The sequence below is a fragment of the uncultured Pseudomonas sp. genome (assembly GCF_913774235.1).
Classification (GTDB): Bacteria; Pseudomonadota; Gammaproteobacteria; order Pseudomonadales; family Pseudomonadaceae; genus Chryseomonas.
The window spans coordinates 20,003-35,645 of the sequence record NZ_CAJYDW010000013.1 but is presented as its reverse complement, the minus strand read 5'-3'; the positions used below and the strand labels follow the sequence as shown (position 1 = coordinate 35,645).

General features: G+C 60.8%; 8 protein-coding genes. 2 read left to right on the top strand and 6 right to left on the bottom strand.

Annotated elements, in window-relative coordinates; all coding sequences use genetic code 11:
* Positions 1 to 4: 4 nt before the first annotated feature.
* Both glcE and glcD read right to left on the bottom strand, forming a co-directional pair.
* Positions 5 to 1,051 carry a glycolate oxidase subunit GlcE gene (gene glcE, locus QZ471_RS14095; protein ID WP_295464782.1) on the bottom strand — a complete coding sequence of 349 codons (1,047 nt, stop codon included), beginning with the start codon at positions 1,049 to 1,051 and terminating at the stop codon, positions 5 to 7.
* Positions 1,051 to 2,550, bottom strand: a complete 1,500-nt coding sequence (gene glcD, locus QZ471_RS14090) for a glycolate oxidase subunit GlcD (protein WP_295465002.1) — start codon at positions 2,548 to 2,550, stop codon at positions 1,051 to 1,053. The genes glcE and glcD overlap by 1 nt, the downstream gene beginning before the upstream one ends.
* 208 nt (positions 2,551 to 2,758) lie before the next feature.
* Here glcD and glcC point away from each other — a divergent pair, with 208 nt between their 5' ends.
* Both glcC and QZ471_RS14080 read left to right on the top strand, forming a co-directional pair.
* On the top strand, positions 2,759 to 3,526 hold the full coding sequence (glcC, locus tag QZ471_RS14085; protein WP_295464780.1) for a transcriptional regulator GlcC: 768 nt from the start codon (positions 2,759 to 2,761) through the stop codon (positions 3,524 to 3,526).
* 146 nt (positions 3,527 to 3,672) lie between these two features.
* Positions 3,673 to 5,037 carry a hemolysin family protein gene (locus tag QZ471_RS14080; RefSeq protein WP_295464779.1) on the top strand — a complete coding sequence of 455 codons (1,365 nt, stop codon included), beginning with the start codon at positions 3,673 to 3,675 and terminating at the stop codon, positions 5,035 to 5,037.
* Between the two features lie 16 nt (positions 5,038 to 5,053).
* Here QZ471_RS14080 and QZ471_RS14075 read toward each other — a convergent pair whose 3' ends face one another.
* The 4 genes from QZ471_RS14075 to QZ471_RS14060 all read right to left on the bottom strand — a co-directional run bounded on the left by QZ471_RS14075 (position 5,054) and on the right by QZ471_RS14060 (position 14,703).
* The gene (locus QZ471_RS14075; RefSeq protein ID WP_295464778.1) at positions 5,054 to 6,952 is read right to left on the bottom strand and encodes a diguanylate cyclase; all 1,899 of its coding nucleotides are present in this window, start codon (positions 6,950 to 6,952) and stop codon (positions 5,054 to 5,056) included.
* A 180-nt stretch (positions 6,953 to 7,132) separates the two neighbouring features.
* Positions 7,133 to 8,020, bottom strand: coding sequence for a M23 family metallopeptidase (locus tag QZ471_RS14070; protein WP_295464776.1), 888 nt, complete (start codon positions 8,018 to 8,020; stop codon positions 7,133 to 7,135).
* Between the two features lie 142 nt (positions 8,021 to 8,162).
* Positions 8,163 to 9,728 carry a hypothetical protein gene (locus QZ471_RS14065; protein ID WP_295464774.1) on the bottom strand — a complete coding sequence of 522 codons (1,566 nt, stop codon included), beginning with the start codon at positions 9,726 to 9,728 and terminating at the stop codon, positions 8,163 to 8,165.
* Positions 9,721 to 14,703, bottom strand: a complete 4,983-nt coding sequence (locus QZ471_RS14060) for an AAA domain-containing protein (protein WP_295464772.1) — start codon at positions 14,701 to 14,703, stop codon at positions 9,721 to 9,723. Before QZ471_RS14060 ends, QZ471_RS14065 begins: the two co-directional genes overlap by 8 nt.
* Positions 14,704 to 15,643: the final 940 nt, after the last annotated feature.

Genomic DNA, 15,643 nt, shown 5'->3' with positions numbered 1-15,643 from the left:
CTCCTTACAGCCCGGCGTACAGCCGACCCGGATTGAAGATCCCCTGGGGGTCGAGGCGCGCCTTGAGGCGGCGGTGGTAGTCCAGCAGCGCGGCCGGCAGCGGATGCTGGGCCTCGCGCTCGGCATCCGGTGCATAGCAGAGCGCATGGCCACCGGCTCGTTCAGCGATCTCGCGCAGGACGGTGGCCAGGGCATCGCTCTTGAGCCAGTACTGGGCACCGCCCCAATCCAGCAAGCGGGTGCCGGGCAGGTCCAGCAGCGGGGTATTGACCGGCACCGACAGCCGCCACAGCGGCGCAGGGCCTTGGAAGAACGCCAGGCGCTGTTCGTTGAGCTCGTCCCAGAAGGCATCGGCCAGGGCGTCACCGCCCAGCCGATCGGCGGCCGAGCGCACCGAGCCCTCGCCGCCTTCCAGGCGCAGGTGCAGGTGCTGGCCGTCATGGCAGGCCGCGGAAATCGGCAGGGCTTCGCGACCCCAGACGGCCAGGCGCTGCAGGGCGCGCTCGGCGTCCAGCTCCAGGCTCAGGCTCTGGGTGCAACGGGGCTTGGGCAGTACCTTGAAGGACACCTCGGTGATCACCCCCAGGCAGCCCTGGCTGCCGGCCAGCAGGCGGGAGACGTCGTAGCCGGCGACATTCTTCATCACCTCGCCACCGAATCTCAGGTGCTCGCCGGTGCCGGTGATCAGGCGGGTACCCAGCACGAAATCGCGCAGGCTGCCGGACCAAGGCCGCCGCGGACCGGAAAGGCCGCAGGCCAGGGTGCCGCCGACGGTGGCGCCCTCCCCCAGCCGCGGCGGTTCGCAGGGCAGCATCTGGCCCTGTTCGGCCAGGGCGGCATTGAGTTCGGCCAACGGCGTGCCGGTACGCACCGTGGCCACCAGTTCGGTGGGGTCGTAGCGCACCAGGCCGCGGTGGACGCTGACGTCCAAAGGCTCGCCCTCCACCGCACGGCCCAGTCGGGCCTTGGTGTCGCCGCCGTGGATGCGCAGCGGCTGGCGACGGGCCAGGGCCTCGCGGACCTGGTCGAGGAGCAGGTTCAGATTGTCCATCAGAAACGCTCCAGTTCGGGATGGGGCAACTGGCCGTGGTGCACGTGCAGGCCGCCGAATTCGGCGCAGCGGTGCAGGGTCGGCACGTTCTTGCCGGGATTGAGCAGCCCGGGGGCATCAAAGGCGGCCTTCACCGCATGGAAGAAGGTCAGCTCGCCCGGCTGGAACTGGGTGCACATGGCATTGATCTTCTCGCGACCCACACCGTGTTCGCCGGTGATGGTGCCGCCCACCGCCACGCAGAGATCGAGGATGCGCCCACCCAGGGCCTCGGCCTGCTCCAGCTCGCCGGGACGATTGGCATCGAAGAGGATCAGCGGGTGCAGGTTGCCGTCGCCGGCATGGAAGACGTTACCCACCGCCAGGCCGTATTCCGCCGACAGCGCCTCGATGCCGCGCAGCACCTCGGGCAGGGCACGACGCGGGATGGTGCCGTCCATGCAGTAGTAGTCGGGCGACAATCGACCCACGGCGGGAAAGGCGTTCTTGCGCCCGGCCCAGAATCTCTGCCGCTCGGCCTCGTCGCGCGCCAGGCGGATCTCGGTGGCGCCGGCCGCGGCCAACAGGGCGCTGACGCGTTCGATGTCGGCGGCCACATCGGCTTCCACCCCGTCCAGCTCGCAGAGCAGGATGGCGGCGGCGTCTACCGGGTAGCCGGCGTGGATGAAATCCTCGGCGGCTCTCAGGGTCAGGTTGTCCATCATCTCCAGACCACCGGGGATGATGCCGGCGGCGATGATGTCGGCCACCGCCGCGCCGGCGCGCTCGACATCGGCGAAGCTGGCCATCACCACCCGGGCACAGGGCGGCTTGGGCAGCAGTTTGACGGTCACCTCGACCACCACCCCGAGTAGGCCCTCGGAACCGGTGAACAGCGCCAGCAGGTCGAAGCCGGGGCTGTCCAGCGCGGCGCTGCCCAGGGTCAGGCGCTCGCCTTCCAGAGTGACGATCTCCACCGCCAGCACGTTGTGCACGGTCAGACCGTATTTCAGACAGTGCACGCCACCGGCGTTCTCGGCCACGTTGCCGCCGATGGAACAGGCGATCTGCGAGGAGGGATCGGGGGCGTAGTAGAGGTCATGGGGCGCCGCGGCCTGGGAGATGGCCAGGTTGCGTACCCCGGGCTGGACCCGCGCACGACGACCGTCGGGGTCCACTTCGAGGATGCGATTGAAGCGCGCCATCACCAGCAGCACGCCCTGCTCCAGCGGCAAGGCGCCACCGGACAGCCCGGTACCGGCGCCGCGGGCCACCAAGGGCACTTTGAGTTCGTGGCAGAGACGCAGGGTGGCCTGGACCTGCTCCACCGTTTCCGGCAGTACCACCAGCAGCGGCGTGGTGCGATAGGCCGCCAGGCCATCGCATTCGTAGGGTTTGAGGTCTTCCCTGTCGTGCAGCAGGCAGTGCTCGGGCAGCTCGGCGCACAGGCGCTGCAGCAGTTGCGCCTTGTCCGGGCGGGGCAAGGCGCCGTCGAGACGTTCGTCGTAGACCAGGCTCATCAGGTAACCGCCATTGTTGTTGTTCTGGCTGAAGAGGCTTCGTTGTACCCCGGGACTCGCCAGCGAGTCCATGGCTGAAACCACTGGTCATACCAGTTTTTTCGGCCTCTTCGACCAAAGGACTAGGCTATCTCAGCAGGCTTGACGGCCTTTCCCGTCAATGGCTCACTAGCCTTTAACCTCGTGGTCATACCAGCAGGAAACCAGCATGACCGTTGCCACTGCCCGCCTCCCCGTCGCCGAGAACGTCAGCCAGCAGATCGAACGCCTGGTGGTGGACGGGGTACTCAAGGTCGGCCAGCCGCTGCCCTCCGAGCGCCGCCTCTGCGACAAGCTCGGCGTCTCCCGCACCGCCCTGCGTGAGGGCCTGGGCCTGCTGCGCGCCCGCGGCATCATCGAGACGCGCCACGGCCAGGGCAGCTTCGTCGCCCGCCTGGCGGCCCCGGCGGCGGAGAATCCCTTGCTACACCTGTTCAGCAGCCAGCCGCGCACCCTCTACGACCTGCTGGAAGTCCGCGCCCTGCTGGAAGGCGAGGCGGCGCGCCTGGCCGCGCTGCGCGCCACCACCGCCGACCTGGTGCTGATCGGCCGGCGCTACGACGAGCTCTGCGCTGCCGCCCGGGACCTCGCCACCCTCTCCGCCGAAGCCCACGCCCGCCTCGACCACGCCTTCCATCTGGCGATCAGCGAGGCCTCGCACAATCCGGTGCTGGTGCATACCCTGCAATCGCTCAACGAACTCTTGCTGGGGTCGGTGTTCGCCTGCATCGCCAACCTCTACCACCGCCCGCCGCAGCGCCAGGAGATCGATGCCCAGCACGCCCGCCTCTATGCCGCCGTGAGTCAGCGCCTGCCCGACGAGGCCCACGCCGCCGCCCGCGAGCACATCCATAGCGTCAGGGACAGCCTGCGCGAAATCGAACAGGAAGAGCAGCGCCTGGTGCGGGCGACCATGCGTCTGGAGGGCTGGACCTAGATGAAAGGCCGCGGGCGCCAGGGCCCACGCCAGAGCGCCTGTCGGATCCCACGTACGACCACCGGACCATCCGTCGGGCGCAACATCTTGCAACTGCCCTGCCCCGCCCCCATGCTAAGCCGACCTTTTTCCAGTTCCCGGCCCTAATGGACCCTTCCACTAGTCTTTCCTCGACGCTGTTCGCCGATCTCGGCCTCGTGTTCTTCGCTTTCTTCCTCGTGCTGCTCAACGGCTTCTTCGTCGCCGCCGAGTTCGCCATGGTCAAGCTGCGCGCCACCCGCGTGGAGGCCATCGCCAAGAAGCACGGCTGGCGCGGGCGCATCCTCAAGAAGGTGCACAACCAGCTCGACGCCTACCTCTCCGCCTGCCAGCTCGGCATCACCCTGGCCTCCCTGGGCCTGGGCTGGGTCGGCGAACCGGCCTTCGCCGAATTGCTCGAACCGCTACTGGGTGCCGTCGGGGTCAACAATCCCGAGGTGGTCCACGGCATCTCCTTCTTCACCGCCTTCTTCATCATCTCCTACCTGCACATCGTGGTTGGCGAGCTGGCGCCCAAGTCCTGGGCCATCCGCAAGCCAGACCTGCTGTCGCTGTGGACGGCGGTGCCGCTGTACCTCTTCTACTGGCTGATGTACCCGGCCATCTGGCTGCTCAATGCCAGTGCCAACACCATCCTGCGCATCGCCGGCCAGGGCGAGCCGGGCGCGCACCACGAGCACCACTACAGCCGCGACGAACTCAAGCTGATCCTGCACTCCAACCGGGCCACCGACCCGGACGCCCGGGTGCTGGCCTCGGCCGTGGAGTTGGGCGAACTGGAGGTGGTGGACTGGGCCAATTCCCGCGAAGACCTCATCTACCTGGACAGCAAGGCCAGCCTGGACGAGATCCTCACCCAGATCCGCCGCTCCAAGTACAGCCGCTATCCGGTCTACGACGAAGAGAGCGAGACCTTCACCGGGGTGCTGCATATCAAGGACCTGCTCCTGGCCATCGCCGGCCTGGACAGCGAGACCGCCTCCTTCGACCTCGACGACCTGGTGCATCCGCTGGAGCGGGTGACCAAGCACATGCCGCTGTCCGACCTGCTGGAGCAATTCCGCCGCGGCGGCGCGCACTTCGTGCTGGTGGAGGAAGCCGACCACAAGGTGATCGGCTTCCTGACCATGGAAGACGTGCTCGAGGTGCTGGTGGGCGACATCCAGGACGAACACCGCAAGACCGAGCGCGGCGTGGTCGCCTACCAGCCGGGCAAGCTACTGGTGCGCGGCGACACCCCCCTGTTCAAGGTCGAGCGGCTGCTGGGCATCGATCTGGACCACGTCGAGGCCGAGACCCTGGCCGGGCTGATCTACGACAGCCTGAAGCGCGTGCCCGAAGAGGAAACGGTGCTGGAGGCCGAGGGCCTGCGCATCATCGTGAAGAAGATGAAGGGTCCCAAGATCGTGCTGGCCAAGGTCATCAAGCTCGATCCGCGGGAGCCGAAGCGCCGCCAGACCGACGACCGCTGAGGCGCGGGCGAGCGCCTCAGCTCCGGCTGCTCAGCAGCCGCGGCAGGCCGTCGCTCAGGCAAACGCGATTGCGCCCGCCGCGCTTGGCCGCATAGAGCGCCCGGTCGGCATCCTCCAGCAGTCCCTGTCCATGCTCCAGGTTGCTCGGCACGGCCACTGCTACGCCGATGCTCACCGACGGCCGCAACGATCCGTACTCGCTCTGCAGTTCCAGCTCCGCCACCTGCTGGCGAATGCGCTCCGCCAGCAGGTGGGCCGCCTGGGGATCGCTGCCGGGCAGGGCGATGACGAATTCCTCGCCCCCGTAGCGCGCCGCCACCTCCCCTGCTCGCTGCGCATGCTGGCGCAGCAACTCGGCCACGCACCTCAGGCACTCGTCACCCAGGGTATGGCCGTGGGTATCGTTGACCGCCTTGAAGTGATCGATGTCGACCACCAGCACTGCCAGCGGCACCTCGGCGCGGATGGCGCGGCGGATTTCCTCCTGGAACACCCGCTCGAAATGCCGGCGATTGCTCAGGCCGGTCAGGGGGTCGGTCTGACTTTGGTGCAGCAGCTCGCGATTGAGGCGCTCAAGGTCGGCCTTGGCCTGCTGCAATTCCACGGTGCGCATGGCCACCCGTAGCTCCAGCTCGACGAAGGAAGCCTCGCGCTCACGCGCCAGGGCGGCCGACGCCTCCAGCGCCTGGCGCTGGGCTTCGATCCGCTGCCGCCGCTGCTGGCTCAAGCCTTCGGTGAGCCCCAGGGACAGCATCACGAAGCCCAGGGCGAAGCCGGTCATCTGGCCGTAGAGCGCCGGGCTTTCCGGTGCCAGCCAACCGGCGATGGCCAGCAGTTGCGCCAGGCTGCCCAGCAGCAACAGACCCCAAGCGGCGCTGAACCAGAGCGCCATACGGCTGCCACGCAAGGCCAGGTGCGTGGTGGTGCCGAGCAGCACCACGCAACTCAGCGCCATCATGCCCAGCAGACCCTGGAAGCTCAGCAGGTCCGGCCAGACCAGGGCGATGACCAGCCCCAGGCTCCAGTAGCCGATCAATAGGCGATTGCCGAGGTCGAGCCAGCGCTCGCCGTGATAGAGGCTGAGCAGATAGCGGACGAACAGCCCCCCGCTGAGCAGGCACAGTGCCGCGAAGGCCAGGTGCGCGCGCAGGCCGAAGGCCGGGCTGTCCGGCCAGAGCAGCCAGGCACCGTAACCGGTGGTGACCGCCTGGTAGCCGATGACGCTCAGCAGATAGAGGGCATACCAGCCGAAGCCCGAGCGTCGACCGAAGCTCCACAGGGTAAGAGTCAGCAGCAGGATGGTGACCAGGCAACCGAAGAAGCCGCCGATCAGCCAGGCATCCTGCTGCGCCTCGGTGAGGTAGGTGGCCGGCGTCACCAGGCGCAGCGGCAGCACGAAGGTCTCGCGGGAATCCACCCGCAGATAGACCTCTTCCACCACCCCGGCGGTCGGCGCCAGGGCGAACATGAGTTGGCGACCCGGCAGGGCGCGCTCCTGGGCCGGCAGGGCGATCCCGCTAAGCTGCGGCGCGCTCCACTCACCGGTGGCGCTGCGGGTGCGCAGCTCCAGCCGATCCAGCACCGCCCAGCTGGGAATCAGCCACCAGGCCCGGTTGTCGCGGCTCTGCAGGCGAAAGCGCAGCCAGAGGCCCTGGCGGCCGTCGTACAGCAGCGTTTCCAGCACTCCAGGAGCATACCAGCCGTGCTGCGCATCCACCGGCTGGGCGGCGGCTTCGGCGAAGCTCAGGCTGGCGGGCGCCTTGAGGATTTCCAGGAACGGGCGGGGATCGTAGCTGCGTGTTGGATCATCGAGGCTCAAGACCTCCGCCCGGCCGGTGGTGGCGAAGACCAGCAGCGGCAACCACAGCACGGCGCTGCACCCCCAGAGGCGCAAGGCGGCCAAGAATCCATTCATGGGTATCGTCCACAGCTGGTAGGAAGAGAGAGCAGCTGGCGAAGCAGGAGGACAGGAAATCTGGTGATAGCATAACGCCACCCACCCCGATCCTGGCAATGGATTTCTGACCGTCGCGACGACTTCGGTCGCGCGGGAGATGTCTGGCGACCGGGCGAGCGCGAAGCGTCTGCGCGGAGTCTAGCGGTCGCCTAGGGCCATATTGGGCAGCGCCGCCAGGGGACGCACGAAGCGGAAGGGGATCGACACCAGCTCGCCGCCCTCGCGCGCCTGCACCACGAAGTGCAGGTGCGGACCGGTGCTACGCCCGGTATTGCCCGACTCCGCCAGCGGCGTACCGACCTCCACCCGCTCGCCGGGGCGAACCTTGACCGAGCCACGGCGCAGGTGCAGGTAGGCACTCTGGCTGCCATCCTCGTGGGCGATGCGCACGAAGTTGCCGGACGGACTGGGCCCATGGCCGAACTGCCCATTCTCGACCTCGATCACCGTGCCCGCGCGGGCCGCGGCGATGGGCGTGCCCTCGGGCATGGCGATGTCCACCGCGTAGCGACCCTTGGGGGTGTTGTGGCTGAAATCGCCGCCGGCGCCCTGGGTCACGTAGTAGACGCCCTGGCGCCAGGGCCAGGCGTAGCCATAGCCTATGCCGCTGGTGGTACCGCCCGCGGCCACGTCCGCCGTCAGCGGCACGCTGCCGACCGGTAGCTGCGGGCTGTAGTTGAACGTCTGGTCGAAATGCATGGGGAAGCCCTGTTGCCGCTTGCGGATCACTGCCAGCTGTACCGTCGAGCGGGGCTCGATGACCTGGCGAATCGGGCGCTCGGCACCGGCCACGTTGACGGTGCGCTGCAGGCGCAACTCGACCCGCACCGGCACGTCGAAGTCATTGCGCACCTCGAAGATGCGGCCTTCGCTGGCATTGCGCACCCTGAGCTTGACCTGCCCCTTGCGGGCCTGGCTCTTGGCGGAAACCTTGCTGCTGGCGGAGGACTCGGCGGCCTGGCTGGCGACGGGCGCGGCCAGGGCGAAGGTCAGGCAGGTGATCAGGGCGGTCAGGCGTCGGTCCATGGCATAGGGCCACCATGATGAACAAGGGCCGAACCTAACAAAGCCGCAGCGGGCGAGCGATCACCAAACCGCGGCTTTGTGAAGCCGCTGGCAAAGCATCGTCGTAAAAAGCCCCAGTTTTGCAGGGCTTTCGATAGGCTCGTCATACGGAAGGCTGTGACCGTTCCCCGTCCGCATCTGAAGCGCTTGGTGTTTTTCCAAGTGAAAGTCTGGGCTTTCTGTTGGCCGTGCTGTAGAGGGCCTTACATGGTCCTAACAGCTCGTCTGCATTCCGAGCGCCGTCACTCCAGGCAAGTTCTGCCTTTCCCCTATGCCTCACTAGCTCATCAAGATAGGCTTCTATCTTTTCCATCCGATCAGGATCAATCGTGACGTATCCAACCGGGACAGTCACCGCACTGGAGCTATCGGGTTGCACATGGTACTGCACCACCGCGAGCTGACCTGGGATCAGTAGGATTTCGACTCTGGACGCCATATCGCTGCCCCGATACACAATCCCGTTAGCGATGCGGGTGTGGTACAGCGATTTCAGCCTTTGGCACTCTTTGAAGTCATCGAGCCCCATGATCGCCGTGACCCAGCCACGATCCTCACCGCTCTCGGAAAGGAGCTTCGACAGTTTGAAGCCGAAGTCACGCAGCCCCGTGTTAGCAGCCCATAATGGCACATTGCTGGCGAGCCAAAACGCACGATGGGTCTCGTTTGGCTTCCAATGCTTGGATACAGTCTCCAGCATCCGATCTAGCGTCTTCTGATTATTTTTGGCAAAGACAGGGCCGACGATCGCGCGGGTATCGGTCGAGCCAAAGCCGGTTTTACGATTGGCATGATCGATCAGCCATAGGCCAAGATCCAGGCCGCGATCATCCACGTAACGCTCAAGCACTGGGTCGTCGAATACACGGCAGTACCGTTCGAGGCTCATACCTGGCACCGGCATCCGCTTACCCAGGTCATTCAGGTAATCGGAGAGCTTGGCCTGGATCTCCATCGACAAGGGCCGATGCCGGGTCGAGCCATCCCCTTCCTGGATGGCTTTGATGACATCGACTGCGCCGTCCTGGTTTGGCTTCACCCAAATGTCGATGTCGATCGGAATCTGCACAAATCTGCCCGTGCCGCAGCTTTCGACCTTGTAGAGACGGGTTTTGCGCTTCTCGAATTCAGGCCTGTTCGAGTAGTCCAGGAATGCCCTGAACTGCCTTCCGAAGGCCTCAGCCACTCGGCTGGGTGCAGGACTATGGTTCTCCGAAGGAATCGGGATCTCGGGAAGGCCATACCGTCCCTTCTGCAGATTCTTGCTGGGCATCACCGTTACCGTGAGCGCCTCGAAGACTACGCTTTCGTTTTTGGTCTCGTACTTGGTCAGACTCGGAGTGGCATCAGGGTTACCCTTGGTGCGATCCAGCAGGATGGTGCTTGGCACGAGATTGTTCTGGTCGTTGTACTTCACCAGTTTATTTTTGGTGAGCGTGTCGATGAGAACTTCAATTTCACGCGCATTGATGTCGAAGTAGCCCTGCAGCTCGCCAGGTGCGAGCTCCCCCATGGCGATCAGCAGCCGGCAAGTAAATTCCTCGATCGCAGGCAGCGGTATCTCCTGCGTCCAGGCGCAGCCAATGTCATACCGATAGGCCGGGATCATCAGGGAGATAACATTGCACAGGCGGGTACCACCCTGTTCGTTTTCGTGCTCTTCAAACATGGCGGTGGCCCTCGATCACAGTGGTGCCATCCACCAGCTCATATTTATGATTGCCAGCGGCAATCTGCTTGGTAATGAAACCCAACACATCAGCCAAGGCCGATTGCTGGTTGCCGGCCTCCCACATCTGCTTGGATCCGATGATGACAAGGCGCTCCTGTGCGCGTGACAGCGACACGTTGATGCGTGACGGCTCAATCAGGAAGCCTTGTTTTCGCTCAGGATTGTTGCGCACCAGATTCAGGATAATGATCTGGCGCTCTTGGCCCTGATAGGAGTCGACCGTAGCGATATCAATCAAGTCGCGTAGGGGCGCCATCCATTCCTGGCGCGACATCTCGCTCTCGATGATCTTCTTTTGAGCGCTGTACATGACAATGATCCCGATCGGATAGGGATGCTTTTCACTCTTGGTTTCTTTCAGGCGTTCCAAAGAAGGAGAATTTGCGATCTTGCGCAGCAGATCCATGCAAACCTGCATCTCGTGGCGGTTGATGTACTTGCCGCTACCTTTGCTCTGATCCTCTTCCCAAACCGAGCGAGCGCCAGAACCGCTGTCGATCCAGCTCACTGGCTTATTCATGGGATAGGGCAATTCGCTGAACCAGGGCTTCGCGTCTTTGCGGTGGCTGTGCAACTTGCCGCTATAGAAGCAGTGGCTAATCACTTCGCCGATGGGCTCGATCATGCGGTACTGGGTATCCAGAGTGACCCCATCGTTCGCGATGAAAGCTCGTTCGAAGTCAGTTTTTTTGACTTCGGCTTCATCGATCTTTAAGTGCCGTGCGACATGCTTGGTCTGGTGATTGTCGTAATGGGGCGGAAGCTGACGGTGGTCGCCGACCAGCAAGGCGCGCTTGGCGCACTGCAGTACGATCATCAGCTCCGAGGCCTGAGCCCTTCCCGCTTCGTCAACGATAACCCAGTCAAAGCTTTGCTCTTCGATGTTCAGCCAGCGGGCGCCCATGCCTACCAGCGTGCCCGTGACTAGCTGACTGGTCTTCACGAAGAACTGGTCAAAACTACCTTGGCCAGAGGTCAGTACATCAATCCAATCCTTGCTGATGGTGATCAGCTGCATGAGGCGCTGCAGAGCCAACTGGTTGGTGACGCCGTGCATGATCGCTATCTGCCTAACCAGCTCTTTCCAGTAGCCAGGACTGACGACTTCAGGCAGAGAAAACTCATAGCCCCGCGTGCGGATGATGTTCTCTACGATGGCCACACCGTCGGTGATGCCGCGCGAATACTCATCTTTCTTGATGTGGTAGTCGGTAGTTTGCTCACCGCGCTGTTCCAGGCGCAACAGCTTATCCCCTAGCGTCGCGATGCGGGCCAAAAGAGGACTGATACTGCGATGGAGCTTGGCTACTTCCTCAACGAAGTCTTTGTCGAGCAGCAGGCGCTTCGCCAGAGCATTGATGCGCTTTTCGTATTCCCGCTGGAATTTGTGCTGCATGCGCATCTGCACGGCACTGGGATGGCACTGCAACAGCTTCTCGTCGATCTGGTGCTCCTGACCAAGGCGCACCACACTGATTGTGTTGCCCATCTCCTCACAGAGCTCACGAGCTTTGATGGCCACCGTATCAACGGAGGTGTGGGATTGGCCAACGAGCAGAATGTTGCGCGCCAGATTATTGCTGAACAAGTAATCGATTAGCTTGCTTACGAAGCTCGTTTTACCGGTGCCGGGCGGCCCTTGAATAACCTGTAGTGGTGCTCGGCTGATAACCTGCTGAAACGCAACGATTTGTTGCGGATTCAGGACTTCGGGGGAGCCTTTGTAGTTGTCGTATCGGCTACGAATAGACTCCTCAGAAGGCACAGCATAGTGAGCGCAGGCACGGATTTCGCCTTCCTCGTCAAAGTAGGAGGGTAGCGAGAGAATACGGGCCTTGCCAGCCAGCACGCTATCCATAGCTCGCTGCCGGCGAAAACGCGATGCGTGGTTGCGTTTGGACTCGAAAAAGATCTCTGTGCCTGCTGGGATTTTCTTGCGGAAAGAGCCCAAGGATTCCCCCTGCGGTCTTACGGCAAGGGTGATACCGCCCGATTCCTCAGGCACCACCCAGCCAAAGTGGCGCTGATCGCTCGCTAGGTAGATGCCGATCTCCTCGTCTTCACCGCTCGAGAAGTCCAGCTCATTTCCAGATTTTAGGACGCAGGGGATGTGCCAGTGACCCGTCCTGCTTTCGGTAATTGCGCCATCACCCACCTCCACTTTGAGGCGTTGTTCACCCTCGGTTTTGAGAAGCGCCTGCCAGATATGGTGGGGCTTGATGGTCTGCGCAACCGTTTCGCTGGGATCAAGGTCAAGAGTCTCTTCCTCATCCAGGCCAAACATCTCGTCGAGTAGATCAATGACGTCATCTTGATCAAGCACGAAGTTGAGCAGCGAGTCTGGAAGGTTGTTCGGGGTCACACCGCGTTGAACCATAACCGGACGGGTAAAGGTTGCCACTGAACGAAAGGCCGCTTGGGCGTATTCGTTCAGGCTGATGTCATCGACCCAAACAGTAGTGATGAATCGCTTTTCGGGGTTTATTCGAAAGCGCAATTTTCTGTAGTTGCCGGTCAGGGTGCAACTGAGTTCCCCTGCATATTTTTTCGAAACCTCAACACTGAGGTGGTATTCGAGACCACTATCCTGAAACAGGGAAGCTTGCTCTGGCAGCGAATTGTTCTGAAAAACAAGCTTCAATGGAGGCTCTTCGGGCTTTTCCGGCTCATCCTTTCTAGTGAGCAGCTCATCTATGCAAGCTTTGAGCAAGCCAAGCTCGACTGGAACTCCATAAGGCTGTTCAGCAGCCGCCTGGATCTCCGCTTCAAGCTCGACTGGGATCTCGTCACCAAAGAGCTCTGCGACCATGTGGTATACGGCGAATTTGTCGCGACCAAAGCTATCGGTTGCTGCAGGGTTGGATGGGCCGTAGCTGGTATTATGCGGCTCTGATGCGCCACCCCAGTCCAGAGCGTCGATCAGTACGAGTTTGGCTGACGGGCTCCCCTCCCCGGCATCAATGGTCTGCACGAGTATGTTTTCAGGATGCAGGTCGCCATGAGCAAATTCACTGGCATGGATCTGCAGGATGATTTCGCAAAGCTGCTGGCCGATCCTAAGACGCTCCTCGACCATCACCAAGTCGCCGACATAATCCGCCCAGGTTTGGCCTTCTTCGTAACGTGTGACGATAAACAGGCCTTCGCCTTGGCCGAACATACCGTGCTTTAGCACCTTGGTGATCGGCAACTTATTATTGATCGCCGTTTCGATGCGCATACGCATGCGCAGCAAGCGACGGTTGATGCCAGGATTTTTGCCATCGATAGCGGCTTTCTGCCAGAACTTCAGGTATCCCTGTTCACCGTCGACAGTGCAGCGGTAAGCGATTTTTTCGCCCATCAGCGGAGGCGCCGCGCCCGGTATCGGCGGAAAGTGCGCGATCAGATAGAAAGGGCTGAGATCACTTTTGATGAAATCCCCACTGGTCAGGCCAGCGATTACCTCAGCGTTGTCATCGAACAGGCGATCATCACCCAAGGCGATCGTGTTGAAGGTCGCATGCATATCAGCAGCGTTTGCAAAGCGGTTCTGGTGTTCCAGATCCATGGCCTTGGCAAAGAAGCCATCAAGCTTCCCTTCAAACGGATCGTTTTCGATAGGTGACCAGACGCACAAGCCCTCTTCCGTTTTCATCTTCTGGTCGGGGAAACAGATCTTGTGCGCAACGATTGCGAGCAGGTAAACGTCCTGGGCAAAAGGATCGTGGATATCTCCATCCTCGCCATAAACATCTTCTGGAAGCAGCGACTGATTACTTTTGATCAGGCTGCTGAGCTCCTTCACAGTACCTTTTTCAGGCAGAAAAGCATTGTGGAAGCCACTGACCAGGATATGGGCGCTGTCTTCGGCGTACCAAAGCACTTGTGGCTGGATATCGCGGTGCGCCACAGACATCGTGTGCATTTCGGCAAAGGGCTGTAGCAACGCGCGGACGATGTCCAGCTTCTGCTCGGGCGACCACTTATGAGCGTTGCCGGCGATGAAGTCGCTCAGGCGACGTGTATTGCTCTTGAGCTCGTAGGCCGCAACACAGTCTTCGCCGATGTTGTCTTCGTCAGGCGCTTCGATTGGCCTGAGCATGTAATTCTGGAGGGTGCTGTTGGTTGCAGAGGCGGTGCGGTAAAGATGATCTTCCCGAGTCACGATTCGCTGCCAGATAGCGTCCTCGCGATGTATCAGGCCCAAAACCGTCAGATCCCAGCGGCGTATCAGCGCTTTCTGGTTGTGGTATTTCTCGTGCTCAGCAGAGTATTCAGAGAATAGGCCATTTCCATGCTGGTGATCCGGGGTATCCGTAAGGGCGCGATAGCCCTTGATCTTAAACGTAGCCGGCTCTACACGAGTCCCGGTGAAGAATGCATCGAAGTGCTTGAGGTTCGCGGGATCATTAGGTCGCTTGAAGTTGATTCCGTCGAACCGAAGGAATTGATGCCCCGTGATCAGTTTGGCGTAACCAGCCTCCCCTCGGATGGTCATGAACTCATCAAGGGTATGGACGAAAAGCCGATCGTTTGGCTGCAGAGTGTCTGGCTTCGAGGTACCACACATCACGACATGGGCTTCGACGCTAGGATAAAAACCGAGCTTGTGCTGCAGCTCTGTCTGAATGATCTTCAGCAAGCGCAGCGCCTGGTCGCGCTTGGTGTGGTAGGGGCTCTTTGAACGGCGTTTGCCGTTTACATACCAATTCCCATTGTAGGAGGTGAGCTCACCATTCCAGTTTTTTAGCTCAACGACCAGGAGCCGGTCGTGGGTCACGATCAGCAGGTCGAATTCCATCGAGCCTTGCGAGTCCGTTACAAGGACAGAGGCATAGGCGTGCCAGGAGTCGCGAAGCTCCGCCTCCATCCGAGCGACCGCCTTGGTCTCACTGCCGTGGAGCCCTTGGCCTCTAACGATGATCTTCATGCCGCGTCCTCGTGTTTCGGGAGGCTAGGCATCTGCTTAGGCATCCTGCCTCCATCAATGCAATCCGTGTCTTGGAGCAGCAGCTTGTCGATAAAGGCTGACTTTTCCGGGTGGTCGCATCCTAGCCTAAGACTGGCTTGGCGGGAAGATGTGAAATGCGTCAAATTTTTTGCGAATTCTGAAGCAACAAAACCGCTCTTTTTAATCTACATCAATGTGAATTTTGGATTATTTTATAATATAAAATATATTATTTTTAAATTGACTAGCCCAAGCCAATTATTCTGCCATTGCCATCTCATCAACGGCAACATGGTTATCAATAATCGCCCAATATAAAATAGAATTCTCGAACATATAAACCGCCACATGATCAAGCTTAATTTTCTTTGCAGGTCACAAAAGATTTGTTCCTGATACTCGCAAAGCATTTAAATTTCTGGCAATTATATACTACTATAGCCTAAATTTTTATTTTTCCAGCCGCCCTGTGAATCACAGGACAAGCCCGATCCAAGTCGCCTTTTAATAGTATTTAAAGTTTTTGGCGAAGCTTTTCAATGCTAACATATCAGTTAGAGGTTACCGCGACCCCTAAGTTACTCTCAACTCCTAGCTCGTACGAGAACCAAAATTTCTTTGGTTCGATACTCGTCAAGTAAATGGCCAGTGATGATTGGTTGGTGACCAGCAAGACTTACAATTGGATCTATTATTTAGCGCTTTCAGGATCATCTAATTTACGTAGAGACAACAGTGACCGATGACCTATCAAGAACTATTTTCATGACGCGACCAGTTAGCTTTTTTAAAAAAACACTGTCGATCACTCACGGCCTTACTTGTGTATGCTATGGAGCACGGCGTAGAGCAAGCGTATCCAAGAACAGTATTAGCGCACTTTTCAAGTCGAAGACGCTATTTATTCCATCGTACGTCG